Raw genomic sequence first — 26,490 nt, forward strand, 5'->3', positions numbered from 1 at the left:
GGAGGTCCGCGGGGCCGGAGCTTTGTGCTCGGGTGGTCGTGGTGGTCGTGTGGGTTGAAAACCAAAAACCCCACCCACGACCACCCCGGCCGATGCTTCCCTCTACACGAAAGAACCCGCAGGCCAGGCGCCTGCGGGTTCGGATGTGGAGCTGTGGAGCGGGTGACGGGAATCGAACCCGCGTAGCTAGTTTGGAAGACTAGGGCTCTACCATTGAGCTACACCCGCGTGCCCCCGGAGTACCGGGTGCGAAAACAGCTTAGCGTGACCCGCTAGGCTGTGCGCACACCCCCCGGGAGATCGGGGAAGTCACGGGATGTGGCGCAGCTTGGTAGCGCATCCGCTTTGGGAGCGGAGGGTCGCAGGTTCAAATCCTGTCATCCCGACCAGATGGGGCCGGACCTGCGGGTTCGGCCCTTTCGGATACCGCCGCTCGGCGACGTCGGAACGCTCAGTCCCACCACAGCACGATTGCCAGCTGACGGCGGGCGGCTTCCTCGTAGAAGTCGCGTAGGACGGTGTGTTCCCGAGTCAGTTGTCCGGCCAGATCACCGCCCATACCCAGCGCGCTCTTGCCCAGCTCGGCCTCGATCCGGTCCGGGTCCGACGGCACGACGGCGCGGACCGCATCGGGTGTCACGGCACGCAACGCTTCGGTGACCTCGCCGACCTGCGGTGGCTCCAACGCGGTCACCGGGTGTTCCCAGATCGTGTCGGGATGATCCCGGTAGGCCGGGTTGACTTCTTCCTCACCGTTGAAACAACGCCGCAGCCGTGCCAAGGTCCGGCCATCGGCTCCGGTCAGCGCCCAAGCCCGTTCCAGGGTGGCAGCCACCAATCCATGTCGAGGTAGTCCTCGGCTGGAGTCGATGAGAAGGAGCACAGCTCGTGCAGCGCGTCGACCGACCGACGACATGCGGCGAGTCGCGTGGCCGAGATGCGAGCGAGTTGCTGAGTCACTGCCATATGGTTCAGTGTGCCAAGGTCGTCGGCGGCGCCGGCTCAGCCCTGGGAGGGCCACAAGCGCAGGAAGCTCCGGACGTCGTCGAAACCGTCCATCGCCCGCCCGTCCACGTCGGCCGGGTCCGCTTCCTCGCGGGCGGCCAGGGATTCGGCGAGTTTCGCCGCCTCGTCGCCGAGCCGCCCGAAGCGCCGAGCGGTATGCCCCGAGCACAACCCTGCGAGCCCGAGCAAAGGGCCGCCCGGGCTCGGCCCGTGTCCCCACCTCGGCACACCAAGGCTCGACGAACGCGTAGTCGTCGTCATTCAACGCGGTCCCGACCAAGGTCTCCGCCGCCCTCGCCTTCGAACGATCTGTCCCGCAGGGCACGCTCCAGCGTCTCGACGACCGCGGCGTGGGGCAACGCGGGCGGGTTCTCGAAGCTCCGATGCGGCCGTCGCACATCGGGCAGGATGAGGATCATGGAAATCCGCCACGCCCTCAGCACCGACGCCCCCGCCGTGACCGCCCTCCTCACCGAGCTGGGCTACCCGGACAACGACGTGGAGGACGTGCGCGGCCGGCTCGAACGCTGGGCCCGGCATCCCGAAGGTGCCGCGTTCGTCGCCGAGGCGGACGGCAAGGTGGTCGGTGTCGTCGCGGTGGTCGCGATCCCACTTCTGGAGCGGCCGGGTTCCGGCGGGCGGATCGTGGCCTTGGTGGTGGACGAGACCCGGCGAGGCTCGGGTATCGGACGCGAGCTGGTCGCCGCGGCCGAAGCGGAGGCGCTGCGCTTGGGCTGCGACACCATGGAGGTCACCAGCTCCCGCCACCGGACCGCCGCGCACGCCTTCTATCGCGCGCGGGGATACGACGACCATTGTGAGCGCAGCGCCCGGTTCATCCGAAGGTTGACCGCCTGACCACTCCCGGATGCTGAGAGGCCCTAGGCCCACCAGCACCCGCTTGCGAACATCGGCGCCGTGACCGGCAGGCGGAGCGCCAGTGCCGGCGCGGTGCTGGACGAAGGGGCGATCGCGCGCAGCACCATCGCGCCGCGCGAACCAGTGGCACACCGACGTCACCTTCGTGCTCGACCCGCCGAAGGCCAGCACGCTGCGCAGCCTGGTCGTCCCTCCTGCGCGGGGGCGCCATCGATGAGTGAAACGCTGATCGCCAACTCGGCCGCCGCCTACCGCGACCTGCCCGAACCGCTCCGGGCGTTCGCGGACACGCTGCGCGCTGAGCACACCGACGACTACGACTACGCGAAGGCGCCGGAGACCCTCGACGAGGCGGAGCAGGAACGCCGCAAGGTGTTCGTGTCGCGGAAGTTCCGCACGGTCCACCCGGTGGTGCGGGTGCATCCGGTGACCGGCGGGCGCGGGGCTGTCCAAGGGTGAGTCGCGGGACATCCTGCGGCTGCTGCAGTCCTACGCATCGACGGGCTGCCGAGCGAATCCCTCGAAGGCGACGCTTCGCACTACTCCCCCGCCGCCTGACGGCGCGCATGAGGTAAGACTGGCGTCGTGAAGGACGATCGTCAGGTGGAAGCGCTCCTGCGGGAGCTGGCCCCGCAGGTCATCGGGTTGCTGGTGCGCAAGCACGGGCAGTTCGACGCCTGCGAGGACGCCGTCCAGGAAGCCCTGCTCTCGGCCGCGCAGCAATGGCCGGAGCAGGGTATCCCGGACAGTCCGAAATCCTGGCTCGCGACGGTCGCCTCCCGGCGGCTGGTGGACGAGTGGCGTAGCGAGAGCGCGCGACGGCGGCGCGAGGAGAACAACGCGCTGCTGGACCTCGCCCCGTCCACTGTGTCCGATTCGGACGACACGCTCACCGTCCTCTTCCTGTGCTGCCACCCTTCCCTGTCCCCGCCGTCGCAACTGGCGCTCACCCTGCGCGCCGTCGGCGGCCTGACCACGGGCGAGATCGCGAACGCTTTCCTGGTCCCGGAATCGACGCTGGCCCAGCGGATCAGCCGGGCGAAACAGACCATCAAGAAGGCGGGCGCCGAGTTCGTCCTGCCGCCCGCCGGAGAACTGGCCGAACGGCTCCGCGTCGTCCTCCAGGTCCTGTACCTGATCTTCAACGAGGGCTACACGACCAGCGGCGGCCCCGACCTGCACCGCGCGGACCTGACCGCCGAAGCGATCCGGCTGACCCGGCTGCTCCGGCGGCTCATGCCGGACGAGGACGAGGTCACCGGCCTGCTCGCGCTCATGCTGCTGACCGACGCCCGCCGCGGCGCCCGCGCCGGTGAGGACGGCTCGCTCGTTTCCCTCGCCGAGCAGGACCGTTCGCGCTGGAACGCGGAAATGATCGCCGAAGGTGTGTCGCTGGTGAGCGAGGCCCTGGAGGCGGGCCCGGTCGGGCCGTACCAGGTGCAGGCCGCGATCGCCGCCGTCCACGACGAGGCGCCCACCGCGGCGGACACGGACTGGTCGCAGATCCTCGCGCTCTACGACGTGCTCGAGAAGGTCTCGCCCGGCCCGGTCGTCACGCTCAACCGCGCCGTCGCGGTCGCCGAGGTCAACGGGCCGGGAGCGGGCCTCGAACTGCTGGCCACGCTCGACGACGACAGCCGGATGAGCCAGACCCACCGGCTCGATTCCGTGCGAGGACATCTGCTGGAACTGGCCGGGGACACCGGCGCCGCGCGCGAGGCCTACCTCCGGGCCGCCTGCAAGACCGCGAGCGAACCGGAGAAGCAGTACCTGACGCGGCGCGCGGAGCGGCTCGGCTAGGCCGTGTCCTTGCGGGCCGTGGCCATGGCACGCTCGGTTTCCCAGAACGCGCGCATCGACACGATCAGCCCGTCTTCGCGCACCCGGTAGACGAACACGCCGTCGGTGTCCACGCGGTAGCCGCCGGGCAAGTACGTCGTGATCGTGCCGACGTTCGCGACCTCGTCACCGGCCGCGTGCGAATCGCGGATGGTGAACCGGAAGCGTTCGACGTTCGCGATCGTCTTGTCCCAGAAGGCACTGATCCCGTCCTGCCCGTGATGCCCTTTGCCCTCCTCGTCGAACATCGACGGGCCGACCGGGTCCTCGACGACGGCGTCTCCGGCGAAGAGCGCGAGCCAGGCGGCCTTGTCCCCGGCGGTGACGGCGGTCATCGAGCGGAACGCGGCCTGGCGCGCGGGCGGCTGCGCGGCGGACGGATCCCAGCAGACGTCGACACCCATGGTTCAGTCTCCGATCTTCGCGATGATCTCGTCGCCGAACTTCTTGATGGAATCCAGCTTGGGGCCGACTTCGGCGTCGAAGCCGAGGCCGTCGAACACCCACGGCATGGTGATGATGTCGGTGACGCCGATGTCGCCCTGCTCGCGGTAGCCGTCGAGACCGAACTTGTCGACGCAGACGGCCTGGTACTCGAAGGGATCGTCGGCGCGGCCCTGGTCGGCCAGCAGCCCGCGCAGTTTGGCGATCGTGTCGCGGAGGTCGTCGAACTTCATCATCGCCGACGACCAGCCGTCGGCGACGCGCGCGGCCCGGCGCAGCGCCACGTCGGTGTGCCCGCCGATGTAGAACGGCACCCGCGACGGCGGCGTCGGGCTCATCCGGAGCTTGTCGAAGTCGAAGAACTCGCCGTGGAATTCGACCATCCCGCCGTCGAGGATCAGGCGCAGCACCTCGATGGCCTCGTCCACGCGTTTGCCGCGTTTTTCGTACGGCGCGCCGCACCAGCGGAATTCCTCCGGCGACCAGCCGACGCCGAGACCGAGCCCGAAGCGGCCGCCCGTCAGCGCCGCGACCGAGTTGACCTGACGCGCGAGCAGGACCGGGTTGCGGGAGCCGAGTTTGAGCACGGAGGTGTAGAAGGTGAGCCGTTGGGTGACCGCGCCCATCGACGCGGCCGCGATCAGCGGATCGGCCCAGGGCGTCTCCTCGGTCCAGAAGCGGCTGCCGTCGGGCGTGTACGGATAGTCGGCCGAGACCGTTTCGGAATAGAACAGGGAATCCGGGAGCGCGATCGAGGAGAAACCCGCCTCTTCGGCCGCACGGGCGAGCTCGCCCAGCTGATCGAGCGGGTTCATCGCGATCGACAGGGTGAACTTCATGGAGCTGAACTATAACGTGTTCTAGTTTCTCCCGCCAGTGCGCGCGGGAACCACCGGCGGGCTCTCGGCGTTGATCCGGGCAAAGGCCGAACGATTCCTGGAGTGAACCCATGGGCACCGCGATCTTCCTGATCGTGCTCCTCGTCGTCGTGGTCGGCGGCGGCATCTACTTCGCGAAATCCCAGGCGGCGGCCAAGAAGCGCCAGCTGGACGACGCGAAGGCCGACGCGCGGCGCCTCGTCGAGCGGCTCGGCGGTCAGGTCATGAACCTCACCGGCACGGACACCGCCTCCCAGCAGGCGATGGCGGACGCGTCCGAACGCTTCACCGCGGCAGGCTCCCAGATGGAGCAGGCGCAGACCATCGAACAGGCCCGTCTGGTGCGCGAGACCGCCATCGAAGGGCTCTACTACGTCCGCGCGGCCCGCCTCGCGATGGGCATGGACCCCGGTCCGGAACTGCCCGGCAGCGAAGAGCGCGACCGGGCGGGCAAGGTCACCGAGTACCGCTCGGTCGACGTCGAGGGCGAGCACTACGAGGCTTCGCCGGACCCGAGCCAGCGGACGCCGCACTACTACCCCGGTGGCCGCGTGGCCGGCCGTCCGGTGCCGCAGGGCTGGTACAGCGAGCCGTGGTGGAAGCCCGCGCTCGTCGCCGGTGCCTGGGGGCTCGGTTCGATGCTGCTGTTCAGCGCGATGTTCTCCGGGATGGCGGGGATCGCGAGCGCGTCGGCCTGGGAATCGGGCTATGACGCGGGCCAGGAGGACGCGGCCGCGGACGCGGGCGGCGACGCCGGAGGCGACATGGGCGGGGACGCCGGTGGATTCGACGGCGGCGGCTTCGATGGCGGCGGCTTCGATGGCGGCGGGTTCGACTTCTAGCCCGCTGCTGCCGGGTCCGTGAAGGCCTCCTTCCCTACTCTCAAGGTAGGAAAGGAGGCCTTCACGGCTTATGTCGATCCGCCCGGCCAACGTCGCGGTGTCAGGCCACTGTGGCACGTTGCGAAAGTGGCTTTCGCAAACTTTGGCGAGCGTGGCCGTCGGTCAGGTAGGGGTCGGTGCCGACGTCAGGCGGGCTGGCACGTCGGGCACCAGAAAAGGTTCCGCGCCGCCAGATCGCTCCGCAGCACCGCCGTCCCGCACACGAGACAAGGCATCCCCTCGCGCCGGTAGACGTAGACCTCGCCCCCGTGCCGGTCCTGCCGCGGCGCGCGGCCCGTGGCCTCGGGCAGGTGCTCCGGCGCGACCGTGTCGATCCGTCCCACCCGGACACCGTGCCGCATGAGCGTCACGAGATCCGCCCACATGTCGTCCCACAGCCCGCGATCGAGCGCGCGGCCGGGGACGAGCGGGGCGACACCGTGCCGGAACAGCACTTCGGCGCGATACACGTTGCCGACGCCCGCCAGCACCGACTGGTCCATCAGCAGTGCCGCGATCGACGTCTTCGACCGCGAAATCCGCTCCCACGCCTTCTCCGGCTTCGCGTCCCGGCGCAGCGGATCCGGGCCCAGCCGCGCCTTGATCGCGTCGACTTGGGGCCCGTCCATCAATTCGCACTGGTTCGGGCCGCGCAGGTCGGCCGAATGCGTCGGGCCGACCAGCCGCATCCGCACCTGTCCGACGGGCTCGGTAACGGGCAGCGGCACGTCGGAAAACGTGCCGTAGAGGCCGAGGTGGACATGCACCGTCCCGTGTGGACCGTAGTCGTGGAACAGGTGCTTTCCGTACGCCTCGGCCTTCACCAGCACCCGGCCGTCCAAACGGGACGCTTCGGCGGCGAAGCGTCCTTGCGGACTGCTCACCTCGATCGGGTGCCCGGCGAAACGGCGTTTGTGCAGACGTGCCAAGCGATGGAGCGTGTGCCCCTCGGGCATGTCAGTGCTCGGGCAGCGGCGGCGGCCAGCCGGTGTTCTCGTAGTCCAGGATCTGCTGGACGCGGCGGCCGTGGCGCTCGTCCGGGCTCGGCGGGGTCGCGAGGAACGCCTCGACGATCTCCGTGGCCTCTTCGGTGGTGTGCATCCGCGCGCCGACGCCGATCAGCTGGGCGTGGTTGTGCTCGCGGGTGAGCTTCGCGGTCTCGACGCTCCACGCGAGGCCGGCGCGAGCGCCCTTCACCTTGTTGGCCGCGATCTGCTCGCCGTTGCCGGAGCCGCCGACGACGATTCCGAGGCTGCCCTCGTCCGCGACGACACGACGGGCCGCCTCGATGCAGAAGGCGGGGTAGTCGTCGGCCGCGTCGTAGACGAAGGGACCGACGTCCTCGACGTCGTGGCCCTGCTCCTTGAGGTGGGCCACGAGGTGGTTCTTCAGTTCGAAACCGGCATGGTCAGAGCCAAGGTAAACACGCACAGCGCGGAGTCTGCCATCACGTTCCGGGGCGAGCATGCTGTGGGGGTGGACATCAGACTCGAATGGGGAAGCGAGGGCGTCACCGCCCTGGGCGCGGACTGTGCCGTTCTCGTCATCGTCGACGTGCTTTCCTTCTGCACCACAACGGATCTCGTGCTCGGCAACGGCGGCCGCGTGCTGCCGGTCCGCTGGCGCGACCAGCGCGGTGAGAAGGCCGCGAAAGCGCGAGGCGCCATCCTCGCGGGTGAAGAACACTGGACCTTACGACCTTCGTCTGTGACGGAAATCCCTTCCGGCACCCTCCTGGCGCTCCCCTCGCCCAACGGCGCCACGCTGTGCGACACCGCCGCCACGACCGGTGCCGTCGTCCTGGCGGGATGCCTGCGCAACGCGGCCGCCGTCGCCGCCCGCGCGGCGGAGCTGGCGAACGGTCGGCCGATCGGCGTCGTCCCGGCAGGGGAACGCTGGGGCATCGACATCCGCACCGAAACCAAGACGTTCGGGCCGCTGAGGCCGTGCGTCGAGGACCAGCTCGGCGCGGGAGCGATCGTCTCGGCGCTGGACGGCTACGGCCGGCTGTCCGCCGAAGCCCGTCTCGCCGCCATCGCGGCAAAAGCGATCGACATCGCCGAAGTACTGACAGAGTGTTCTTCAGGACGCGAGCTCGCCGCGGCCGGGCACGCGAACGACGTGCGGCTCGCCGCGATACTCGATAGCAGCGGCACGGTTCCTGTGCTGCGCAACGGAATTCTGGAGGATTCGTGACTTGGCTCGAACTCGCGGACGGCGTGTACGCCCGCCGTTACGAGGAGCTGGACCTGACCGTCGGCCTCGTCGTGGGCAGTGAGCGCTGCCTGGTCGTCGACGTCCGCGGCGACGTCGACCAGGGCGCCGAACTGGCCGCGGCGGTACGGGAGATCACGCCGCTGCCGTGGTCGGTCGTCTACACCCACGCGCATTTCGATCACGCCTTCGGCACGACGGCGTTCCTGCCGTGCGACGTCTGGGCGCACGAAGGGTGCCTGACGGAGCTGACCACCTACGGCGACGGCGCGCGACGCAAGTGGATCCAGCACTACCTCGGCGAAAACCGGCCTGAGATGGCGGAGGCGCTGGAGCGCACCGAGATCACCCTGCCGGACAAGCCGGTCACCGACCGCGCCGAGATCGACCTCGGCGGCCGCGCCGCCGTGCTGCGGTTCCTCGGCCGGGCGCACACCGATCACGACCTGTTCGTGCACGTGCCGGACGCGGGAGTCGTCTACGCGGGCGACGCCGTCGAGAACGCCGAAGCAGGCTTCAGCGCGTTCTCGTTCAACGACGGCAGTTTCCTGGCCGAATGGCCCGGCGTGATGGACGCGATCCTCGCGCTGGAGCCGAAGACCATCGTGGCCGGGCACGGGGACCCCGTCGATACCGCGTTCATCGAGAAGCACCGCGACGGGCTGCGCGAGCTTGTCGCGCTCAAGAACCGGATCGCGGCGGGAGACCTCACGACGGACGAAGCCGTCGCGAGGTCCTCCTACCCCGGCGATGTCACCAAGGCCGCCCTGGAAACGCCTTAGTCGAAGTTCAGCTCACCGGACCGGGTGCGCTTCAGCTCGAAGAAGTCCGGGTAGCTCGCCAGCGCGCGGGCGCCATCGAAGACCTTGACGGCGTCCTCGCCACGCGGGATCGAGCTGAGCACCGGGCCGAAGAAGGCGACTCCGTCGATGTGGATGGTCGGGGTGCCGACGTCCATTCCGACCGGATTCATACCTTCGTAGTGACTCTTCCTCAGCGCTTCGTCGTACTCGGCCGACTCCGCGGCATCGGCCAGTTCGGCCGGCGCGCCGATGGCTTCGAGGGTCTCCTTGATGACCTTCGGGATGTCCTTGTCGCCCTGGTTGTGGTGGCGCGTGCCGAACTCCGTGTAGAAGTCGCGCAGGGCCTCCTCGCCGTTCTTCTGCGCGAGCGCGGTGGCGACGCGGACCGGGCCCCAGCCGCGGTCCAAGAGCTCCTTGTACTGCTCAGGCAGGTCCTCACGGCCGCTGTTGAGCTCGGACAGGCTCATGATCCGGAACCTCAGGTCGAGGTCGCGGTGCTTCTCCACTTCGAGGATCCAGCGCGAGCTGATCCAGGCGAAGGGGCAGATCGGATCGAAGTAGAAGTCGACCTTGGTCTTCTCGGACGGGGCGGTCATCAGGTTCTCCCAGTGCCATCGTCTTGGGGTGGGCCGGTACACACACAGGGTGCTACACAGCGAGCCAACATCGCGGCCGTCGGCGTTGTTCCCGTCGTCAGCACGGGCCTCGACATGATTGGATGCCTGTAGTTGGAAACCAAAACCGATACCGATGACCAGAGGTGCAAGTGCCCGCCCCCAACCTGACCCGAGACCAAGCCAAGCTGCGCGCGGAGCTGCTCGACGTCGAGTCCTACGACATCGAGCTGGATCTGACCGACGGCCGCGGCGGTCCCGGTGAGAAGACCTTCACGTCGAAGACGACGATCAAGTTCGCCAGCGCCAGAAGCGGCGAAGCGTCGTGGGTCGACCTCGTCGCCGAGGGGATCGAGTCGGCCGTCCTCAACGGGACGGAACTCGACGTCAGCGGGTACGTCGAGGACAAGGGCGTCGAGCTGCCCGCGCTCGCCGAGTCGAACGAGCTCGTCGTGGACGCGGTCTGCCGGTACATGAACACCGGCGAGGGCCTGCACCGGTTCGTCGACCCGGTCGACGACGGCGTCTACCTCTACACGCAGTTCGAGACCGCGGACGCGAAGCGCATGTTCGCCTGCTTCGACCAGCCCGACCTCAAGTCGGTCTACCGGCTCACCGTGACCGCGCCGAAGGACTGGAAGGTCATTTCGAACGCGCTGGTCGAGTCGGCCGAGGAGACCCCGGAAGGGGCCGTCCGCACCGTGTTCAAGGTGTCCGAGCGGATCTCGACCTACCTGGTCGCGCTGATCGCGGGCCCGTACAGCGAGTGGCGCGACGAATTCACCGACGAGCACCGCACCATCCCGCTGGGCATCTACTGCCGCGCCTCGCTCGCCGAGCACATGGACGCGGACAAGCTCTTCACCGAGACCAAGCAGGGTTTCGCCTTCTACCACGAGAAGTTCGCGACCCCGTACCCATTCTCCAAGTACGACCAGCTGTTCGTGCCGGAGTTCAACGCGGGCGCGATGGAGAACGCCGGCGCGGTCACGTTCCTGGAGGACTACGTCTTCCGCAGCCGCGTCACCCGCTACGCCTACGAGCGCCGCGCCGAGACGCTGCTGCACGAGATGGCGCACATGTGGTTCGGCGACCTGGTCACCATGCGCTGGTGGGACGACCTGTGGCTGAACGAGTCGTTCGCGACCTTCGCGAGTGTGCTGGCCCAGGCCGAGGCCACCGAGTACAAGAACGCGTGGACCAGCTTCGCGAACATCGAGAAGTCGTGGGCGTACCGGCAGGACCAGCTGCCCTCGACGCATCCGATCGCCGCGGACATCGTCGACCTGCACGCGGTCGAGGTGAACTTCGACGGCATCACCTACGCCAAGGGCGCGAGCGTGCTCAAGCAGCTCGTCGCCTACGTCGGGCTCGAGCACTTCCTCGAAGGCCTCAAGGTCTACTTCGGCAAGCACGCCTGGGGCAACGCGACCCTGGCGGACCTGCTGGGCGCGCTGGAAGCGGCCTCGGGCCGCGACCTGTCGTGGTGGAGCGCGCAGTGGCTGGAGACCACCGGTCTCAACTCGCTGAGCCCGCGCTATGAGGTCGGCGCCGACGGCACGTACACCTCGTTCGCCGTCACCCAGACCGGCGCCAAGCCGGGTGCCGGTGAGTTGCGGACACACCGGGTCGCGGTCGGCGTCTACGACGAGGACGAGAACGGCAAGATCGTCCGCAAGTACCGCGTCGAACTCGACGTCGACGGCGAGCGCACCGAGGTACCGGGGCTGATCGGTCTCCCGGCAGGCAAGCTCGTGCTGGTCAACGACGACGACCTGACCTACTGCACGATGCGGCTCGACCCGGCGTCGCTGACCACGCTGATCGACCGCATCGCCGACATCACCGAACCGCTGCCCCGCACGCTGTGCTGGTCGGCGGCGTGGGAGATGACGCGCGAGGCCGAGCTCAAGGCCCGCGACTTCGTCACCCTGGTGCAGCGCGGCGTGCACACCGAGACCGAGGTCGGCGTGGTGCAGCGGCTGCTGCTGCAGGCGCAGACGGCGCTGAACTCGTACGCGAACCCGGCGTGGGCGGCGGACAAGGGCTGGCCGGAGTTCTCCGCGCGGCTGCTGGAGCTGGCGCAAGGCGCCGAGGCCGGTTCGGACCACCAGCTGGCGTTCGTGAACTCGCTCGCCGGATGCGTGCTCGACGACAAGACACTGGCGATCATCGCGGGCTGGCTCGACGGCACGGCGCCGCTGGAGGGCCTGACCGTCGACACCGACCTGCGCTGGCGCCTGCTGCACGCGCTGGTCGCGCACGGCAAGGCGGAGAACCCCGAGATCGACGCGGAACTCACCAAGGACGACACCGCCGCCGGACGACGTCAGGCGGAGCGCTCGCGGGCGCTGCGGCCGACCGAGGAAGCGAAGGCCGACGCGTGGCAGCGGGCGGTGTACGACGACGAGCTGCCGAACGCGGTCAGCGACTCGCTCATCACCGGCTTCTCCCACCCCGGCCAGAAGCACCTGCTCGGCGGCTACGTGACGCGCTACTTCGAGGTCATCGACGAGGTGTGGCAGCGGCGGTCCAGCGAGCGGGCGCAGCCGACCGTGGTCGGGCTGTACCCGTCGTGGGCCGTCGAGCCGTCGACGGTGGAGGCGTCGGACGAGTGGCTGGCCGGGGAGCACCCGGCGGCGCTGCGCCGTCTCGTGTCGGAAGGCCGGGCCGGGATCGTGCGGGCGCTGGCCGCCCGAGAGTTCGACTCGCAGGCCGGGGTCTAGTCCCGTCCGTAGTGCAATGAAGGGGCCTTTCATCGCAAATTTTGCGATGAAAGGCCCCTTCATTGCACTTGAAGGCGGCTGAAGAGCGTCAGTGCTGCGGAGCGCCCGCCTGGTCGCTCAGCATGCGGAGGGCGTTCACGAGGCCGCCGATGAGGTCGCCTTCCTTGAAGGAGGCGACCATGCTGGCCACGGCGAGCTTCGCGCCGCGGTCGGGCAGGCGGTGCCGGGCCTGCGAGCCCGTCACGATCTCGATGACGCGCTGGCCGGGCGACACGGCGACGATCACGCCGTCGGCCGGGTTGTCGGTCGAGCTCAGCAGGCCTTCGGCGGTGGCGCGGGTGTCCTCGCCGAGGTCACCGAGGTACACACTGAAGTCCAGGCCGGTCTCGCGGCTGGCCAGGGTCAGCGCCTCGTCCAGCCGGGCAAGCTGCTGGGTCGTGAATGGGCTGTTCGGACCAGCCGGTTCGTACATCTTGGCGGCGGAAATCCGGCCGCTCGAAGTAACGGCGGCGCCGTAACCGGGCTCTTCGTCAACAGCGGTGGACGAATGGGTCAGTTCACCAGTTGCCACGAGCGCCTCCCGTCACCGAAGCTCCGTCCGCCGCACCCACGGCGGTCGCGCCGCCCGCGTGCGAATGCCTGGCGCCGACACCGTCGGGGTTGGCGCTCCACCACATGGCCGGGTACTCCCACGGCTGCCCCGGCCGGTACCGGGCGGCGCCCGCGCCCTTCGACCGCAGCGTGGCCACCCCGCAAAGCGCGTAGATGACCAAGGGGATCACCGCGAAGACCAGGATCGTCTCGACAAGGTTCACGCGCGTGAGCGTATCCGATGGCGCGAGGCCGCACCCGCTCGCACGGGTATGGGCCGCGGCACCTACCGCTCGTCGTCCGGAGGGGGCCGTCCGCCGCTTGCCGCGAAAGCGCTCCCACGTTGGGGCGAAGCCCGCAAGGCCGAAAGGTTGCAACTCAACGTACGGGCGGCCGCACCCGGCGCTGTCGTCTTGTCGCGGCCTTGAAATCCTCGTAGCTTTTTCACCTGTACGGGCCTTGCGCCCAGCTCCCCCACCCCAGCAGGTAACGCACCGGTCGCAGGAGGATATGTCATGCAGAGCACTCAGACACCCGGCCAGGCGATCATCGACGACATTTCGTCACTCTTCGAAATTGAATTCGTCCCCGGTACGCGTGTGACGGCGGGCACACGGGTTACTCGCGGTACTCGTGTCACTCGCGGTACGCGGGTCACCGCCGGAACCCGGGTCACCCGCGGCACCCGCGTCACCCGAGGCACTCGCGTCACCGCCGGAACGCGCGTCACCCGCGGCACCCGCGTCACCCGAGGCACCCGCGTGACCGCCGGAACGCGCGTCACCTGCGGCACGCGTGTCACTCGCGGCACCCGGGTCACCCGTGGCACCCGCGTCACCTGCCAGAGCGACTTCTCGCTCGCCGCCTGAGATCGAGCACGACCGGCTAAGCAGGGGACGGCGCACTCGTAACGAGCTTCACCACGGCATCATCGGCCCGCCCCGGCCGCCGCGAGGCAGCCGGGGCGCCGACGTGTTCACAATGCGATCAGGCCGCGGTTCCCAGGTACGGCCGCCACAACGGGTCGGCCTCCTTCGAATGCGCGAGCAGCCGCCAGTGCGGCCCGTGCGGGGCCCTCGGCACGACGCGCAGGCGCCAGCCGATCTCGGAAAGCAGCTTGTCCGCTTTCCGGTGGTTGCACTTGGCACAGCAGGCCACGCAGTTCGTCCAACTGTGGGGGCCACCGCGACTGCGCGGGAGGACGTGGTCGATCGTCTCGGCCCGCCCTCCGCAGTAGGCGCAGCGGTACCGGTCGCGGTGCATCAGCCCGGCCCGGGTCAGCGGCACCTGCGCGCGGTAGGGCACGCGCACGTAGGTGCTCAGCCGGATCACCGAAGGCACGGGCAGCGAAACCGTGGCGGCGTGCAGTTCGAGCCCCGCCGGGTCGCCGTGCACCACCTCGGCCTTGCCGCACATCACGAGGACCACCGCCCGCCGCAACGGCAGCGCCGTGAGCGGTTCGAACGTGGCGTTCAACAGCAATACCCGTCTGCGGCCCCACGAATTCGTGGTGGGTGCCGCCGTGGTCGACGGGTCCCGCCCTCTACGCTGTCCGGGCGGGCGGGCAACACCCCCTGGCCGCGTTCCCGGCCCGCCCGGTGGAGCCCCGTGCGAGGGGGCACCTCCCGGATGGGCGCGCAGCACGACCTCCGGCGCCTGTCCGGCCAAGGCTTGGCTCGGGACGCCGAGGGGGATGGGTTGTCGGTCTGGCACTCGACCACCTCCACCGGTGCAGGCATAGTCGACCACAGATCAGCCCCAAAGTGCACGTGTGTTACTGGACGTGTCACATGCGCGCGACCCGGCGGCCACTTGAAGTTGGGTGCTCCGCCTCCGCCGGGGCCGAGCGGCGTGACCGATCCCCGCCGAGTACGAAAGGACATTTCCTCTCCGTGAACCTGCTGCCCACCGAACCCCCGGCCTGCACGCGCGAGGCCGGCAGCCTGTGCTACCAGGTGTTCCAGGTCACAAAGAACGAATGGCTCTCCGCCTCCGCGGGCTGGCTGCTGACGAAGCCGCTCAGGATCCTGATGATCGTCGCCGTGGCGTTCCTGCTGCGCTACCTGGTGCGACGCCTGATCAACCGCGTGACTCGGATGCCGAGCGGCTCGTCGAAACTGCCCGCCCTGTTGAGACCGCTGCGGGAGAAGGCTCCCGAAGTGCTCGGGTCGGCGGTGATGGAACGGCGCCGTCAGCGCGCCGCCACCATCGGCTCGGTGCTCAAGTCGATGGCGACGTTCCTGATCTACGGCCTCGCGTTCATCCTGGTACTGGGCGAACTGGGCATCGACCTCGCGCCGATCATCGCTTCGGCGGGCATCGTCGGCGTGGCGCTCGGGTTCGGCGCGCAGAACCTGGTCAAGGACTTCCTGTCCGGCATGTTCATGATGATCGAGGACCAGTACGGCGTCGGTGACGTCGTCGACGTCGGTGAGGCGTCCGGCACCGTCGAGGCCGTGGGCCTCCGGATCACCACCTTGCGTGACATCAACGGCACCGTCTGGTACGTCCGCAACGGCGAGGTGCTGCGGGTCGGCAACTCGAGCCAGGGCTTCGCGGTGGCCGTCGTCGACGTCCCGCTCAGCTACTCCGCCGACGTCGAGAAGGCCACCGAGCTGATGGCCGAGAAGGCGAAGACGCTCCTGGAGAGCGAGGGGCTCGCACCGAACGTGCTGGAGCCGCCGGAGATGCTCGGCGTGGAGACCGTCACCCCCGAGAGCATCAAGCTCCGCCTGACGGTGAAAGTCCGGCCGGGCAAGCAGTGGGCCGTGCAGCGCGCGCTGCGGGCGCATCTGCTCGCCGCGTTCGACGAAGCCGGCTTCGAGCCACCTCTGGGGCGCTTTATGTCCTCCGGCCCCGCCGCGCAGTAGGACAAGGGCAGAATGGAGCTGTGTCCGTGACCGAACCTGACCCCACCACCTTGTACGAAGCGATCGGCGGCGAACCCGTCTTCACCCGGATCGTCGCTCGGTTCTACGCCGAAGTGGCGGTCGACGAGGTGCTTCGCCCGCTGTACCCCGAGGAGGACCTCGGCCCGGCCGAGGAGCGTTTCCGGCTGTTCCTCATGCAGTACTGGGGCGGCCCGCACACCTACTCGGACCAGCGCGGCCACCCTCGGCTGCGGATGCGGCACGCTCCGTTCAAGATCGGCCCGATCGAGCGCGACGCCTGGCTGCGCTGCATCAAGATCGCGGTCGACGAGGAGAACATCGAGGAGCCCTACCGCTCGCAGCTGTGGGCGTACCTGGAGATGGCCGCCAACAGCATGATGAACAGCTTCGTGTGATGGAACGCGACGTGGCTTGGTGGGCCCAGGCGGTGTTCTACCAGGTCTACGTACGCTCGTTCGCCGATTCGGACGGGGACGGCGTCGGTGACCTCGAAGGCATCCGCGGCAAGCTCGGGTACCTGGAGCTGCTCGGGGTCGACGCGCTGTGGCTGGCACCGTTCTACCGCTCCCCCATGGCCGACCACGGCTACGACATCGCCGATCCGCGCGACGTCGACCCGATGTTCGGCACCCTCGGCGATTTCGACGTCCTGCTGACCGAGGCGCACAAACGCGGCATCAAGGTCACCGTCGACGTCGTCCCCAACCACACCAGCAACACCCACGCCTGGTTCAAATCGGCGATGGCTGCGCCGCCGGGCAGCCCCGAACGGGATCGCTACATCTTCCGCGACGGGCTCGGCCCGCGCGGCGACCAGCCGCCGAACAACTGGGTCAGCGCTTTCGGCGGCCCGGCGTGGACGCGGGTCCCGGACGGCCAGTGGTACCTGCATCTGTTCTCGCCGCAGCAGCCGGACCTGAACTGGACCAACCACGAGGTCGCCGCCGATCTGGAGCGGACCCTGCGGTTCTGGCTGGACCACGGTGTGGACGGCTTCCGCGTCGACGTCGCGCACGGCATGGCGAAACCGCCGGGCCTGCCGGACATGGACCCGCGGGTGAACGCGCTCGGGCCGAGCGAGTACTACGATCCGCGGTTCGACAACGACCGTGTCCACGAGATCCACCAGATGATCCGCAAGGTTCTCGACGAGTACCCGGGCACCATGGCCGTCGGCGAGATCTGGGTGACCGACGAGGAACGTCTCGCGCGCTACCTGCGGCCCGACGAGCTGCACCTGGCGTTCAACTTCCGGCTCGTGCTCACGCATTTCGACGCGGACGCGCTGCGGACGGCCATCGAGCGGTCGCTGGCGGTGCCGAAGTCCGCCGGAGCGCCCGCCACCTGGACGTTGAGCAACCACGACGTCTGGCGGCAGGTCAGCCGGTACGGCGACGGTGAACGCGGCGTCCGGCGCGCGCGGGCGATGGCGCTCGTCGAGCTAGCGCTGCCCGGAGCGGTCTATCTGTACAACGGCGAAGAACTGGGGCTCGGCAACGTCGACCTCCCGCCGGAAGCTCTCGCGGACCCGCGCGCCAAGATCTCCGGCGTCGAGTTCGGCCGGGACGCGTCACGGGTGCCGCTGCCGTGGGAAGGCGACCTGCCGCCCTTCGGGTTCTCGCGCAATCCGCGCACGTGGCTGCCGATGCCCGCTTCGTGGGCGTCTGTGACCGTGGAAGCGCAGCTGGAGGATCCGGCGTCGACGCTGTCGCTGTACCGGCGGGCGATCGAGATCCGTAAGTCGCACAAGGCTTTCCGCGGCGACGACCTCGAATGGTACGGCGCGCCCGCGGGATGTTTCGCGTTCCGGCGGCGCGGCGGCGGGCTGGTGTGCGCGCTGAACACGTCGGCGAGCCCGATCGCACTGCCGCCGGGTGAGGTACTGCTGTCGAGCGTTCCGCTGGTGAACGGCAAACTGCCGCCGGACGCGGCCGCCTGGCTCGTCTGAGCCCCCTGCAATGAAAGGCCCCTTCATCGCAAATTTTGCGATGAAGGGGCCTTTCATAGCACGCTAGTGGATCACTTGTTGAAGCCCGGGTGCAGCTTGTACTGCGTCTGGGCGTTGAACTCGTTCTGCCGGACGAGCTTCGCCGGGAAGGTCCGCCAGTCGTTGAGGTCCAGGACGTCCAGGCCCTTCACGATGTCGGACGAGTAGATGTGGCCGTTGTACCAGTACGCCGACCACGTCCCGCCGCCGACGAGCTTCTCGTTCGAGAGCGGGCCACGCTCCCAGAACGCGATCTCCTTCGGGTTCTTCGCGTCGGTGAAGTCCCACACCGAGACGCCGCCCTGGTACCAGGACTGGACCATGATGTCCTTGCCCGGCACCGGGATCAGCGAACCGTTGTGCGCGACGCAGTTCTCGGTCTCGGACTGCAGGCGCGGGATCTTGTAGTAGCTGACGAACTCCAGCTTGCGGTCGTCGCCGCGGCCGGTGATCTGGTAGATGCCGTTGGCGCCGCGGGTGGAGCCGAACTTCTCCAGGCAGGTCGCCATCCCGCCGCCGCCGAGCTCGTCGGTGAAGACGATCTTGGTGGCGTCGTTGTTGAAGGTGGCGCTGTGCCAGAACGCGAAGTTCACGTTGTCCTGCACGCGGTTGAGGACACGCGGCTTGAGCCGGTCGGAGATGTCGAGCAGGACGCCGTCACCCATGCAGGCACCGGCCATCAGATCCTTCTCCGGCAGCGCCGTCAGGTCGTGGCAACCGGTGGTCGCGGACCGGCGGGTGCCGTCGGGGTTGGTACCACCGGGGTTGCCGCCGTCGTCCGGGAACAGCACCGGCGTCGCGACCAGCGAGGCCTTCGCCGGGTCCTTCACCGGGACCTTGATGATCGACAGCTTGTCGTGCGGCGGCTGGCAGTCGGGCAGGTTGGCCGCCGGCGCGTACGACGAGACGTAGATGTAGACGTCCTTGCCGCGCTTGTCCGGCACCAGGGTGTTGGTGTGCGAACCGCAGTCGGTCTCGATCGCCGCTACGTACTTCGGCGCCGCGAGGTTCGAGATGTCGAAGATCTTGATGCCCTCCCACGCCGACTTCTCCGAGGCGGGCTTCGAGACGCTGTTGCACGAGTTGTCGCTGCGCGACGAGTCGGTCGACAGGAAGAGCAGGTCCCCGGAGATCGACACGTCGTTCTGCCCGCCGGGGCAGAGGACCTGGCTGACGATCTTCGGGCGGTACGGGTTGCGGACGTCGAAGACGTTGAACCCGTCGTAGGTGCCGACGATCGCGTGCCCCTTGGTGAACGCGATGTCGGTGCCGGTCGAGTCCTTGGTGAACGGTCCCTGCTGCGGGACGTTCGCGATCGACCGGAGATTGGGGCTGTGGACGATCTCGTCCACGCCCGGAATCGCGGTCGCCGACGGTTCGGCGATGACGGCCGGCGCGGCGAGCGCGCTGGAGGCACCGAGGGCGGCGACTGCGGCCGCCGACACGAAGACCCTGGTCAAGCGGCGTTTCAGCCCAGGCTGCAGCACGATATGGCTCTCCTTCCACCCAGCTTTACGCGCACCTTATTCCTTATTTAGGCTCAACAGATACCGACCAACGGAGGAACTCCCGGGATGAGAAATAGTTTGACATCGGCACTGGTCGCCGCTGCTTTCGTAGTCTCGGGCTGCACCGGCGACGAAACTCCGGCGCAACCGGCCCAAAGTGCTCCGGTGATCGTGCCCGGGAAGCCCGGCGAGCAGGCGGGCACCGGCTCCCCCGCCCCGGTGAACCGCGATCAGCCGAACGAGGCCGACGTCGAGTACATGACGATGATGATCCCCCATCACCAGCAGGCGAAGGTGATGACCGATCTGGTGCCGGGAAAGACGGCGAACGAGCAGATCCGGGCGATCGCCGGGCGGATCTCGGTCGCGCAGGACGGCGAGGTCACGATGATGAAGACCTGGTTGTCCGACCGCGGCAAGCCGGTGCCGGGCGAAGGGCACGCGGGCCACGGTGGCGGGCACGATCACGCGCTCATGCCGGGCATGGCGACCGAGGCCCAGCTGGCGGACCTGCGCGCGGCGAACGGGGCGGCGTTCGAAAAACTGTTCCTCGACCTGATGATCGCGCACCACCAGGGCGCGCTGACCATGGCCGAAGCCCAGCTCGGCAAGGGTGTGGAGATCAAGGCGCAGGAGATGGCGCAGGAGGTCATCACCGGCCAGTCCGCCGAGATCGAGCGGATGAAGACCATGCGCTCGAAGCTCTGAACCCTCGCGTTTCGTCCTCTGAACGCGGTAGTTCGTAACGCCAACTACCGCATTCAGAGGACGAAACGCGGGAGTCAGGCGTCGCCGGAGGAGCCCATGTCGAACCCGGAGTCGTCGGAGTCGTCGAGGGTGCCCGAGACGATCCAGGTCGCCAGCGCGGCGGCCTGGACGTAGGGAGCCGCCTTCGCCGCGGCCCGTCCGGCGGATCTGGCACGTCCCCACTTCTCCGGGCGTTCGGCGCGTTCCGGCGCCTCCTCACCCGGCGGGCGCTCGGTCCGCCACGGGGTCTCCTCCGGCCGGACCTCGGCGAGGAAGTCCGCGGTCGGGTCCTCCCCGTCCTTAGCGGCGTCCTTATCGCTCATGGAGACAGCCTGACACCGCGGGCGGCCGGAAGCCACCCGCGGTGCGAAGCGTAAGAAAGCCGTCAGAAGAGCAGCGGCAGGAGCGCGTGACGGCGCTTGAGGACCGCGCCGTACCGCGCGTCGATGCGCATCCACGAATCCGTCGCGGTGACGCGGACGACGTCGCCGTCGATGGACGAGTCCACGAAGCCCATCCCCGACAGCGCGAACAGGCACCGCATCTGGACCTTGATCTCCAGCTCGTTGCCCGAAACGGTGAGCACCGCCTGATCCATCAACGACGCCGGCGGCGTGCCGTGCGGGCCGACGTTGTCGCGGGCGAGGGTCACCCCTCGATCGGCCAGCTCCGAGATCACCGTCGCCGGCAGCTCGTCCACCAGCTGCCAGCGGCCGGGGGCGGGCAGTTCGGAGTGCCACATCAGGTCGCGGGCAGGCCCCGGATCCATGCGCTCGCCGCCGGCGACGGTCAGCGCGGCGAGCAGCTCGTTGCCGGACACCGTGATGTCCGAAGGCGAGATGTCACCGGCCACGGCCCTGGTCGCGAGGACCTCGAACGGCGTCGCGCACCACGCCTCGACGACGCCGTCACCGCGCTGCCGCAACCGCACCAGCGTGTTCTGGTCGAGCCGGACCGCCCTGGCCACGAACGCGCCGAGCGTTTCGCGGTCGCCCGCGTCCGGGATGACGAGCTCAGGCATCCGCGAACCCCTTCTCCAGGAAGGCACGTTCGTCCTCGGTCAGCCGCCGGGGCCGCTCCGACGCGGTGTCGAACGGCGCGAGCACCGTCTCGGCGGTGACCGCGACCTTGTCGGCCTCTGCCGGGCCACCGTGCACCCGGTAACCGAGGGTGAAGCTGGCGTGCTTCAAGTCCTTCAACGAGATCTCCACCCGGATGTCCTGATCGGACACCACGATCGGCGAACGGTAATGGACGGCCAGCTTCACCACCACGATGCCCTTGGGCAGTTCGGTGAGCCCCGCGCGGACGGCGTCCCCGAACAGCAGGGGGATCCGTGCCTCTTCGAGCAGGGTCACCAGATTCGCGTGGTTGACGTGCCCGTAGACGTCCATATCCGACCAGCGCGGCCGGATCAGGGAAATGTACGCCACTACCTCACCGTGCTCCGGATCTGCCTCGCCGCCACCGACAGCGTCGCCAGGTCGAGCTTGCCGGACTGGCTGATCTCGTCCAGTGCGACGCGAGCCCGCTGCAGCCGCGAAGCGTTCGTCTTCTCCCAGTGGGCGATCTTCTCGTCCGGGTCGGTACCCGAATCGCTGTGCCGCAACGCGTCCAGCGTGATCGTCCGCAAGGAACCGTAGACGTCGTCCCGCAGCGCCAGCCGCGCGAGCGCGTGCCAGCGGTTGCCGCGTTCGAGGCCACTGATCGACGTCAGCATCTTGTCGATGCCGAGGTGGTCGGAAAGCGCGTAGTACAGGCCCGCGGTCTCCGCCGGGGTGTGCACCGCGTCGATCCCCACCTGCTGCTCGGCCAGCTCCGCGACGTCGGTCACGTCGAGCAGGCCGTAGGTGTGCAGCAGCAACGCCACCCGTCCGGCGAGTTCCGCCGGGACGCCCTTCTCGATCAGCCGCTCGGTGTTCGCGTCCACCGAAGCGCGCTCGACACCGCGAAGCAGCTCGTGCGCCCGCGGGGCCAGCTCACCGACGACGCGGCCGAACCGGTTGATCTCGGCGAGCGGGGCCAGCGGCTGCGGCCGGTTGGTGAGGAACCAGCGGGCGGCCCGGTCGAGCAGCCTGCGGGTCTCCAGCATCATCTCGTCCGCGACCTCGGTCGGCACGACGTTGTCCAGCGCGTCGATCTGGGCCCACAGCGACGGCAGGTCGTACACGTGGGCGACCACGGCGTACGCGCGGACGGCGTCGGTCGCGGTCGCGTTCATCTCCTCCATCAGGCGGAAGACGTACGAGATGCCGGCGCCGTCGACGACCTCGTTGGCCACCATCGTCGTGATGATCTCGCGCTTCAGCGGGTGCTGGAAGATCGCGTCGCCGAAGCGCTCCCGAAGCGGCTTCGGGAAGTACTCGGGCAGACGACGCGAGAACACCTCGGAGTCCGGCAGCTCGCTCGCCAGCAGCTCGTCCTTCAGATCGAGCTTGACGTGCGCGAGCAGCGTCGCCAGCTCCGGCGAGGTGAGGCCTTCGCCCGCCTTCTCCAGCGCGCGGAACTCCGCCGAACTCGGCAGCGCTTCGAGCTTGCGGTCGAAAGCGCCCTTCGCGACCAGCGCCGCGACGAGCCGCTGGTGCACCGAGACCATCGGGCCGGCGTGCGCCCGGCTGACCCCGAGCACGGCGTTCTGCCGGTAGTTGTCGGCCAGCACCAGCTCGCCGACCTCGTCGGTCATCTGCTCCAGCAGTTCGTTGCGCTGCTCGGCGTCCAACGATCCGGTCGAGACCAGGTGGTCCAGCAGGATCTTGATGTTGACCTCGTGGTCCGAACAGTCGACGCCCGCCGAGTTGTCGAGCGCGTCGGTGTTGATCTTGCCGCCCGCGCGGGCGAACTCGATCCGGCCGAGCTGGGTCAGGCCCAGGTTCCCGCCCTCGCCGACGACCTTGACGCGGAGCTGCTTCCCGTTGACGCGCAGGGCGTCGTTGGCCTTGTCGCCCGCGTCCGCGTGGGATTCGGTCTCGGCCTTGACGTAGGTGCCGATCCCGCCGTTCCACAGCAGTTCGACCGGGGCCAGCAGGATCGCCTGCATCAGGTCGTTCGGCGCCAGCGCGGTGACGTCCCCGGCGAGCCCGAGCGCCTCGCGGACCTGCGGGCTGACCGGGATCGTCTTCGCGGACCGCGAGTAGATCCCGCCGCCCTCGCTGATCAGCGAGCGGTCGTAGTCCTCCCACGACGACCGCGGCAGGTCGAACAGCCTGCGCCGCTCGGCGAACGAGGTCGCCGAATCCGGGTTCGGGTCGAGGAAGATGTGCATGTGGTTGAAGGCGGCCACGAGCCGGATGTGCTCCGAGAGCAGCATGCCGTTGCCGAAGACGTCACCCATCATGTCGCCGATGCCGACGACGGTGAAGTCCTCGGTCTGAGTGTCCTTGCCCAGCTCGCGGAAGTTGCGCTTGACGCTCTCCCAAGCACCCTTCGCGGTGATGCCCATGGCCTTGTGGTCGTAGCCGACCGAGCCACCGGACGCGAAGGCGTCGCCGAGCCAGAACCCGTAGTTCGCCGAGACCTCGTTCGCGATGTCGGAGAACTTCGCGGTCCCCTTGTCCGCCGCGACCACGAGGTAGCTGTCGTCGCCGTCGTGGCGGACCACCCGCGGCGCCGGGACGGTCTTGCCCTCGACGCGGTTGTCGGTCACGTCCAGCAGGCCGGAGATGAACATCCGGTAGCAGGCGATGCCCTCGTTCAGCTGGGCGTCACGGTCCAGCCCGGGGTCACCGGTGGCCGCCGGCGGGCGCTTCACGACGAAGCCGCCCTTCGCACCGACAGGGACGATGACCGCGTTCTTGACCGCTTGTGCCTTGACCAGGCCGAGGATCTCGGTGCGGAAGTCCTCACGGCGGTCGGACCACCGCAGGCCACCGCGCGCGACGTCGCCGAAGCGCAGATGCACACCCTCGATCCGGGGCGAGTACACGAAGATCTCGTACTTCGGCCGCGGCTCGGGCAGTTCGGGCACCGCGCTCGGGTCGAGCTTGAGCGCCAGGTACTGGCGGGAGTTCTCGTCCTCGTCGGTGACGTGGTAGTTCGTCCGCAGCGTGGCGAGGATGACCGACATCAGCCGTCGCAGGATCCGGTCCTCGTCGAGGCTCGTCACCTCGTCGACCAGCTTGCCGATCTCGGTGGTGAGCTGATCGGCCTGCGACGCGCGGGCCTCGTCGCCGAGCGCGAGGTCGAACCGCGTCTCGAACAGCCGCACCAGCGCGGTGGCGATGTCGGTGTGCGCGAGGACGGTGTTCTCGATGTACTCCTGCGAGAACGGGATCTTCGTCTGGCGCAGGTACCGCGAGTAGGCCCGCAGGATGGCCGCCTGGCGCCAGGTGAGCCCGGCGCGCAGGACGAGGCCGTTGAAGCCGTCGACCTCGCAGTCGCCGCGCCACGCGGCGTGGAAGGCGTCCTGGAAGCGGGTACGGAGGTCGTTGTCCGCGTGATCGAGGACCTGCGGGTCGATCCGCAGGCCGAAGTCGTAGATCCACGACCGGCCGCCGTCCTCGCGGCGCAGTTCGTACGGCCGTTCGTCGACGACCTCGACGCCCATCCGCTGCAGGACCGGGAGCACCTGGGAGAGGGTGACGCCCTCGCCGCGCAGGTACAGCTTGAAGCGCCGCTCCCCCGCCTCCGCGTCGGCGGGCAGGTAGAACGACATCGACAGGTCGCCCTCGTCGGTCAGCGACTCCAGGGCACGGAGGTCGGCGAGCGCTTCGAGCGCGGTGAAGTCCTCCTTGTAGCCCTCGGGGAACACCGCGGCGAACCGCTGCCCCTGCTCACCGGCGGACTCTTCACCCATCAGGCCGATCGGGGCGCCGCCGTCCCCGGCGCGCCCGCGGCGTTCGGCGAGGATCGCCTCGACCATCCGGTCGTCCCAGCTGCGCACGGCTTCGTTGAGCCGTTCCTGGATGCGCAGGGTGTCCGGTTCGGACCGCTGCGACGGATCGGTGTGCACGATGAAGTGCACCTGCGCGAGCACGGTCTCGCCGATGCGCGCGCTGTACTCCAGTTGTGTGCCTTCGAGTTCTTCGAGCAGGACCTCCTGCATCGCGAGCCGCGAACGGGTCGTGTAGCGGTCACGCGGGAGGTACACGAGGCACGAGTAGAAACGGCCGTACGGGTCGCGGCGCAGGAACAGGCGCAGCCGTCTGCGATCCGAAAGCGTGATCGCGCCCGTCGTCGTCGAGTACAGCGAGTCGGTGTCGGCCGAGAACAGGTCCGCGCGCGGCCAGTTCTGCAGCACTTCGAGCATCCGCTGGCCGGAGAAGGACTCCATCGGGAAGCCCGCGCGGTGGATGACCTCGCGGACCCGGTTGCAGACCACCGGGATGTCGAGCACGTTCTCGTGCAGCGCGGTGGTGGTGAACATGCCGAGGAACCGGTGCTCGCCGGTGACGTTCCCGTTGTCGTCGAACGTCTTCACACCGACGTAGTACGGATACACCGGGCGGTGCACCGTGGACGGCGCACTCGCCTGGGTCAGCACCAGCAGCGTCGGCGCGAGCGCGGACGCCGCCGTGTCCGGACCGGCGGTGAGACCGCGCGCGGCCAGGCTGTCCTGGCGCAGCACACCCAGCCCGGTGGCGAGCACCGCGCGCAGGGCGGGCTCGTCGCTGTCCGGGTGCGGGTTGTCGATCAGCTCGTAACGGCGGTAACCGAGGAAGGTGAAGTGGCCGTCGGCGAGCCAGCGCAACAGCCGGGCGCCCTCCGCGACCTCGTGCGCGGGCAGCCGCGGCGGGTTCCCGTCCAGCTCGTCGGCGAGACGGCACGCCGTCTCCGCCATCTTGTCGGTGTCCTCGACGACCTCACGCACATCGCCCAGCACCGACGACAGCCGGTTGTCCAGCTCGCGGGCACGGTTCGGGTCGGTCACCAGGTCGATCTCGATGTACATCCACGACTCGGCCGCCGAATTCGACGGCGGCTCCGCCGGATCCGCGTCCGGGTGGACCTCCAGCAGCTCACCGGTCAGATCCCGGCTCACCACGACGATCGGGTGCACGATGCGCTGCACCTGCACCCCGTCCCGCGCGAACTCGGCCGCGACCGAATCCACCAGGTACGGCATGTCGTCCGTGACGACCTGCACGACGGTGGCCTCCCGCGTCCAGCCGTCTTCGGGGCCCGTCGGGTTCAGCAACCGCACCGCGGGACGGCCGGGCATCCGGTCCTTCGCGAGCTGCAGATGCGAGCGGACGGCGCCGACGAGGTCGACCGGGTCGTCACCGAGAATCTCTTCGGCCGGGATGTGCCGGTAGTACAAGCGGATCAAGTCGCCGATCTCCGGGGCGTATGCCGCGGCGGCGTCGATCAGGTCGTCCCGGATCTGCTCCGGGTTCACCGACCGGCGCCGGGCGCCATCCTCGGTGCCGACATCTTTTCCGGGCGGGGACGAGACTCCCGTCGAGCTCATTGAGGCAACTCTCCACTGTAGCGAGATTGACACCGCGACCGGCACGACTCTGTACCGGCCCAGACCCAACCTACAGC

Annotated in this window: 28 protein-coding genes and 2 tRNA genes; 13 read left to right on the forward strand and 17 right to left on the reverse strand. The window is 68.9% G+C overall.

Features of this window, described 5'->3' with window-relative positions; all coding sequences use genetic code 11:
- Window positions 1–154 precede the first annotated feature (154 nt).
- Window positions 155–228, reverse strand: a tRNA-Gly gene (locus tag AC069H_RS11610).
- An 84-nt stretch (window positions 229–312) separates the two neighbouring features.
- On the opposite strand from AC069H_RS11610, the gene AC069H_RS11615 reads away from it, so the two are divergent.
- Window positions 313–389 (forward strand) — tRNA-Pro (locus AC069H_RS11615).
- Between the two features lie 62 nt (window positions 390–451).
- On the opposite strand, the gene AC069H_RS11620 is transcribed toward AC069H_RS11615, so the two are convergent.
- The 3 genes from AC069H_RS11620 to AC069H_RS11630 all read right to left on the reverse strand — a co-directional run bounded on the left by AC069H_RS11620 (window position 452) and on the right by AC069H_RS11630 (window position 1,424).
- The gene (locus AC069H_RS11620) at window positions 452–835 is read right to left on the reverse strand and encodes a hypothetical protein (protein ID WP_478232195.1); all 384 of its coding nucleotides are present in this window, start codon (window positions 833–835) and stop codon (window positions 452–454) included.
- Window positions 836–1,002: 167 nt separating this feature from the next.
- Window positions 1,003–1,266, reverse strand: a complete 264-nt coding sequence (locus tag AC069H_RS11625; RefSeq protein WP_478232196.1) for a hypothetical protein — start codon at window positions 1,264–1,266, stop codon at window positions 1,003–1,005.
- The gene (locus AC069H_RS11630; protein WP_478232197.1) at window positions 1,263–1,424 is read right to left on the reverse strand and encodes a hypothetical protein; all 162 of its coding nucleotides are present in this window, start codon (window positions 1,422–1,424) and stop codon (window positions 1,263–1,265) included. Before AC069H_RS11630 ends, AC069H_RS11625 begins: the two co-directional genes overlap by 4 nt.
- Here AC069H_RS11630 and AC069H_RS11635 point away from each other — a divergent pair.
- The 3 genes from AC069H_RS11635 (at window position 1,423) to AC069H_RS11645 (ending at window position 3,684) form a co-directional block, all read left to right on the forward strand.
- The gene (locus tag AC069H_RS11635) at window positions 1,423–1,863 is read left to right on the forward strand and encodes an N-acetyltransferase family protein (RefSeq protein ID WP_478232198.1); all 441 of its coding nucleotides are present in this window, start codon (window positions 1,423–1,425) and stop codon (window positions 1,861–1,863) included. The genes AC069H_RS11630 and AC069H_RS11635 overlap by 2 nt on opposite strands.
- A gap of 234 nt (window positions 1,864–2,097) precedes the next feature.
- Window positions 2,098–2,343: a TauD/TfdA family dioxygenase gene (locus tag AC069H_RS11640; RefSeq protein ID WP_478232199.1), complete on the forward strand. Its 246-nt coding sequence runs from the start codon at window positions 2,098–2,100 to the stop codon at window positions 2,341–2,343.
- A 126-nt stretch (window positions 2,344–2,469) separates the two neighbouring features.
- Window positions 2,470–3,684: an RNA polymerase sigma factor gene (locus tag AC069H_RS11645; protein WP_478232200.1), complete on the forward strand. Its 1,215-nt coding sequence runs from the start codon at window positions 2,470–2,472 to the stop codon at window positions 3,682–3,684.
- Here the strand turns inward: AC069H_RS11645 and AC069H_RS11650 are convergent.
- Both AC069H_RS11650 and AC069H_RS11655 read right to left on the reverse strand, forming a co-directional pair.
- Window positions 3,681–4,127, reverse strand: a complete 447-nt coding sequence (locus AC069H_RS11650) for a nuclear transport factor 2 family protein (RefSeq protein WP_478229231.1) — start codon at window positions 4,125–4,127, stop codon at window positions 3,681–3,683. The two genes, AC069H_RS11645 and AC069H_RS11650, sit on opposite strands and share 4 nt — an antisense overlap.
- 3 nt (window positions 4,128–4,130) lie before the next feature.
- On the reverse strand, window positions 4,131–5,006 hold the full coding sequence (locus AC069H_RS11655; RefSeq protein WP_478232201.1) for a TIGR03619 family F420-dependent LLM class oxidoreductase: 876 nt from the start codon (window positions 5,004–5,006) through the stop codon (window positions 4,131–4,133).
- Window positions 5,007–5,116: 110 nt separating this feature from the next.
- On the opposite strand from AC069H_RS11655, the gene AC069H_RS11660 reads away from it, so the two are divergent.
- The gene (locus AC069H_RS11660; protein WP_340687634.1) at window positions 5,117–5,887 is read left to right on the forward strand and encodes a hypothetical protein; all 771 of its coding nucleotides are present in this window, start codon (window positions 5,117–5,119) and stop codon (window positions 5,885–5,887) included.
- A 185-nt stretch (window positions 5,888–6,072) separates the two neighbouring features.
- On the opposite strand, the gene AC069H_RS11665 is transcribed toward AC069H_RS11660, so the two are convergent.
- Both AC069H_RS11665 and AC069H_RS11670 read right to left on the reverse strand, forming a co-directional pair.
- On the reverse strand, window positions 6,073–6,882 hold the full coding sequence (locus AC069H_RS11665) for an Fpg/Nei family DNA glycosylase (protein WP_478232202.1): 810 nt from the start codon (window positions 6,880–6,882) through the stop codon (window positions 6,073–6,075).
- Between the two features lies 1 nt (window position 6,883).
- Window positions 6,884–7,357 (reverse strand): ribose-5-phosphate isomerase, encoded by a 474-nt coding sequence (locus AC069H_RS11670; RefSeq protein WP_007034718.1) that lies wholly within the window; start codon window positions 7,355–7,357, stop codon window positions 6,884–6,886.
- Window positions 7,358–7,402: 45 nt separating this feature from the next.
- Between AC069H_RS11670 and AC069H_RS11675 the strand changes: the two genes are divergently transcribed.
- On the forward strand, window positions 7,403–8,122 hold the full coding sequence (locus AC069H_RS11675) for a 2-phosphosulfolactate phosphatase (protein ID WP_478232203.1): 720 nt from the start codon (window positions 7,403–7,405) through the stop codon (window positions 8,120–8,122).
- Window positions 8,119–8,922 carry an MBL fold metallo-hydrolase gene (locus tag AC069H_RS11680; protein WP_478232204.1) on the forward strand — a complete coding sequence of 268 codons (804 nt, stop codon included), beginning with the start codon at window positions 8,119–8,121 and terminating at the stop codon, window positions 8,920–8,922. Before AC069H_RS11675 ends, AC069H_RS11680 begins: the two co-directional genes overlap by 4 nt.
- On the opposite strand, the gene AC069H_RS11685 is transcribed toward AC069H_RS11680, so the two are convergent.
- Window positions 8,919–9,539 (reverse strand): mycothiol-dependent nitroreductase Rv2466c family protein, encoded by a 621-nt coding sequence (locus tag AC069H_RS11685; protein ID WP_478232205.1) that lies wholly within the window; start codon window positions 9,537–9,539, stop codon window positions 8,919–8,921. The two genes, AC069H_RS11680 and AC069H_RS11685, sit on opposite strands and share 4 nt — an antisense overlap.
- Window positions 9,540–9,709: 170 nt before the next feature.
- Between AC069H_RS11685 and pepN the strand changes: the two genes are divergently transcribed.
- Window positions 9,710–12,283 (forward strand): aminopeptidase N, encoded by a 2,574-nt coding sequence (gene pepN / locus AC069H_RS11690; RefSeq protein WP_478232206.1) that lies wholly within the window; start codon window positions 9,710–9,712, stop codon window positions 12,281–12,283.
- 88 nt (window positions 12,284–12,371) lie between these two features.
- Here the strand turns inward: pepN and AC069H_RS11695 are convergent, their stop codons facing one another.
- Complete coding sequence (locus AC069H_RS11695) at window positions 12,372–12,854, reverse strand: DUF5130 family protein (RefSeq protein WP_478229226.1); 483 nt, start codon at window positions 12,852–12,854, stop codon at window positions 12,372–12,374.
- Complete coding sequence (gene ctaJ, locus AC069H_RS11700; protein WP_340687628.1) at window positions 12,841–13,098, reverse strand: aa3-type cytochrome oxidase subunit CtaJ; 258 nt, start codon at window positions 13,096–13,098, stop codon at window positions 12,841–12,843. The genes AC069H_RS11695 and ctaJ overlap by 14 nt, the downstream gene beginning before the upstream one ends.
- A gap of 291 nt (window positions 13,099–13,389) precedes the next feature.
- Between ctaJ and AC069H_RS11705 the strand changes: the two genes are divergently transcribed.
- Window positions 13,390–13,743 (forward strand): hypothetical protein, encoded by a 354-nt coding sequence (locus AC069H_RS11705; protein WP_093934578.1) that lies wholly within the window; start codon window positions 13,390–13,392, stop codon window positions 13,741–13,743.
- 118 nt (window positions 13,744–13,861) lie between these two features.
- Here the strand turns inward: AC069H_RS11705 and AC069H_RS11710 are convergent, their stop codons facing one another.
- Window positions 13,862–14,356, reverse strand: coding sequence for an HNH endonuclease (locus AC069H_RS11710; RefSeq protein ID WP_478229224.1), 495 nt, complete (start codon window positions 14,354–14,356; stop codon window positions 13,862–13,864).
- A gap of 410 nt (window positions 14,357–14,766) precedes the next feature.
- On the opposite strand from AC069H_RS11710, the gene AC069H_RS11715 reads away from it, so the two are divergent.
- The 3 genes from AC069H_RS11715 to AC069H_RS11725 are packed head-to-tail and all read left to right on the forward strand — an operon-like array spanning window position 14,767 to window position 17,713.
- Window positions 14,767–15,744: a mechanosensitive ion channel family protein gene (locus tag AC069H_RS11715; RefSeq protein WP_478232207.1), complete on the forward strand. Its 978-nt coding sequence runs from the start codon at window positions 14,767–14,769 to the stop codon at window positions 15,742–15,744.
- Window positions 15,745–15,764: 20 nt separating this feature from the next.
- Window positions 15,765–16,160 carry a globin gene (locus tag AC069H_RS11720; RefSeq protein ID WP_125676391.1) on the forward strand — a complete coding sequence of 132 codons (396 nt, stop codon included), beginning with the start codon at window positions 15,765–15,767 and terminating at the stop codon, window positions 16,158–16,160.
- Window positions 16,160–17,713 (forward strand): glycoside hydrolase family 13 protein, encoded by a 1,554-nt coding sequence (locus tag AC069H_RS11725; RefSeq protein WP_478229222.1) that lies wholly within the window; start codon window positions 16,160–16,162, stop codon window positions 17,711–17,713. The genes AC069H_RS11720 and AC069H_RS11725 overlap by 1 nt, the downstream gene beginning before the upstream one ends.
- 71 nt (window positions 17,714–17,784) lie before the next feature.
- Here the strand turns inward: AC069H_RS11725 and AC069H_RS11730 are convergent, their stop codons facing one another.
- The gene (locus AC069H_RS11730; RefSeq protein ID WP_478229221.1) at window positions 17,785–19,239 is read right to left on the reverse strand and encodes an LVIVD repeat-containing protein; all 1,455 of its coding nucleotides are present in this window, start codon (window positions 19,237–19,239) and stop codon (window positions 17,785–17,787) included.
- A gap of 87 nt (window positions 19,240–19,326) precedes the next feature.
- Between AC069H_RS11730 and AC069H_RS11735 the strand changes: the two genes are divergently transcribed.
- The gene (locus tag AC069H_RS11735) at window positions 19,327–19,968 is read left to right on the forward strand and encodes a DUF305 domain-containing protein (protein WP_478232208.1); all 642 of its coding nucleotides are present in this window, start codon (window positions 19,327–19,329) and stop codon (window positions 19,966–19,968) included.
- 74 nt (window positions 19,969–20,042) lie between these two features.
- Here AC069H_RS11735 and AC069H_RS11740 read toward each other — a convergent pair whose 3' ends face one another.
- The 4 genes from AC069H_RS11740 to AC069H_RS11755 form a co-directional block, all read right to left on the reverse strand.
- Window positions 20,043–20,330: a hypothetical protein gene (locus AC069H_RS11740; protein WP_478232209.1), complete on the reverse strand. Its 288-nt coding sequence runs from the start codon at window positions 20,328–20,330 to the stop codon at window positions 20,043–20,045.
- Window positions 20,331–20,392: 62 nt separating this feature from the next.
- Entirely contained in the window at window positions 20,393–21,028 is a 636-nt protein-coding gene (locus tag AC069H_RS11745; protein ID WP_340687621.1) for a DUF8010 domain-containing protein, read from the reverse strand.
- On the reverse strand, window positions 21,021–21,440 hold the full coding sequence (locus tag AC069H_RS11750) for an acyl-CoA thioesterase (RefSeq protein ID WP_340687620.1): 420 nt from the start codon (window positions 21,438–21,440) through the stop codon (window positions 21,021–21,023). Before AC069H_RS11750 ends, AC069H_RS11745 begins: the two co-directional genes overlap by 8 nt.
- Window positions 21,440–26,413 (reverse strand): NAD-glutamate dehydrogenase, encoded by a 4,974-nt coding sequence (locus AC069H_RS11755; protein WP_478232210.1) that lies wholly within the window; start codon window positions 26,411–26,413, stop codon window positions 21,440–21,442. The genes AC069H_RS11750 and AC069H_RS11755 overlap by 1 nt, the downstream gene beginning before the upstream one ends.
- Between the last annotated feature and the right edge of the window lie 77 nt (window positions 26,414–26,490).

Source organism: Amycolatopsis sp. NPDC043887 (assembly GCF_056435665.1).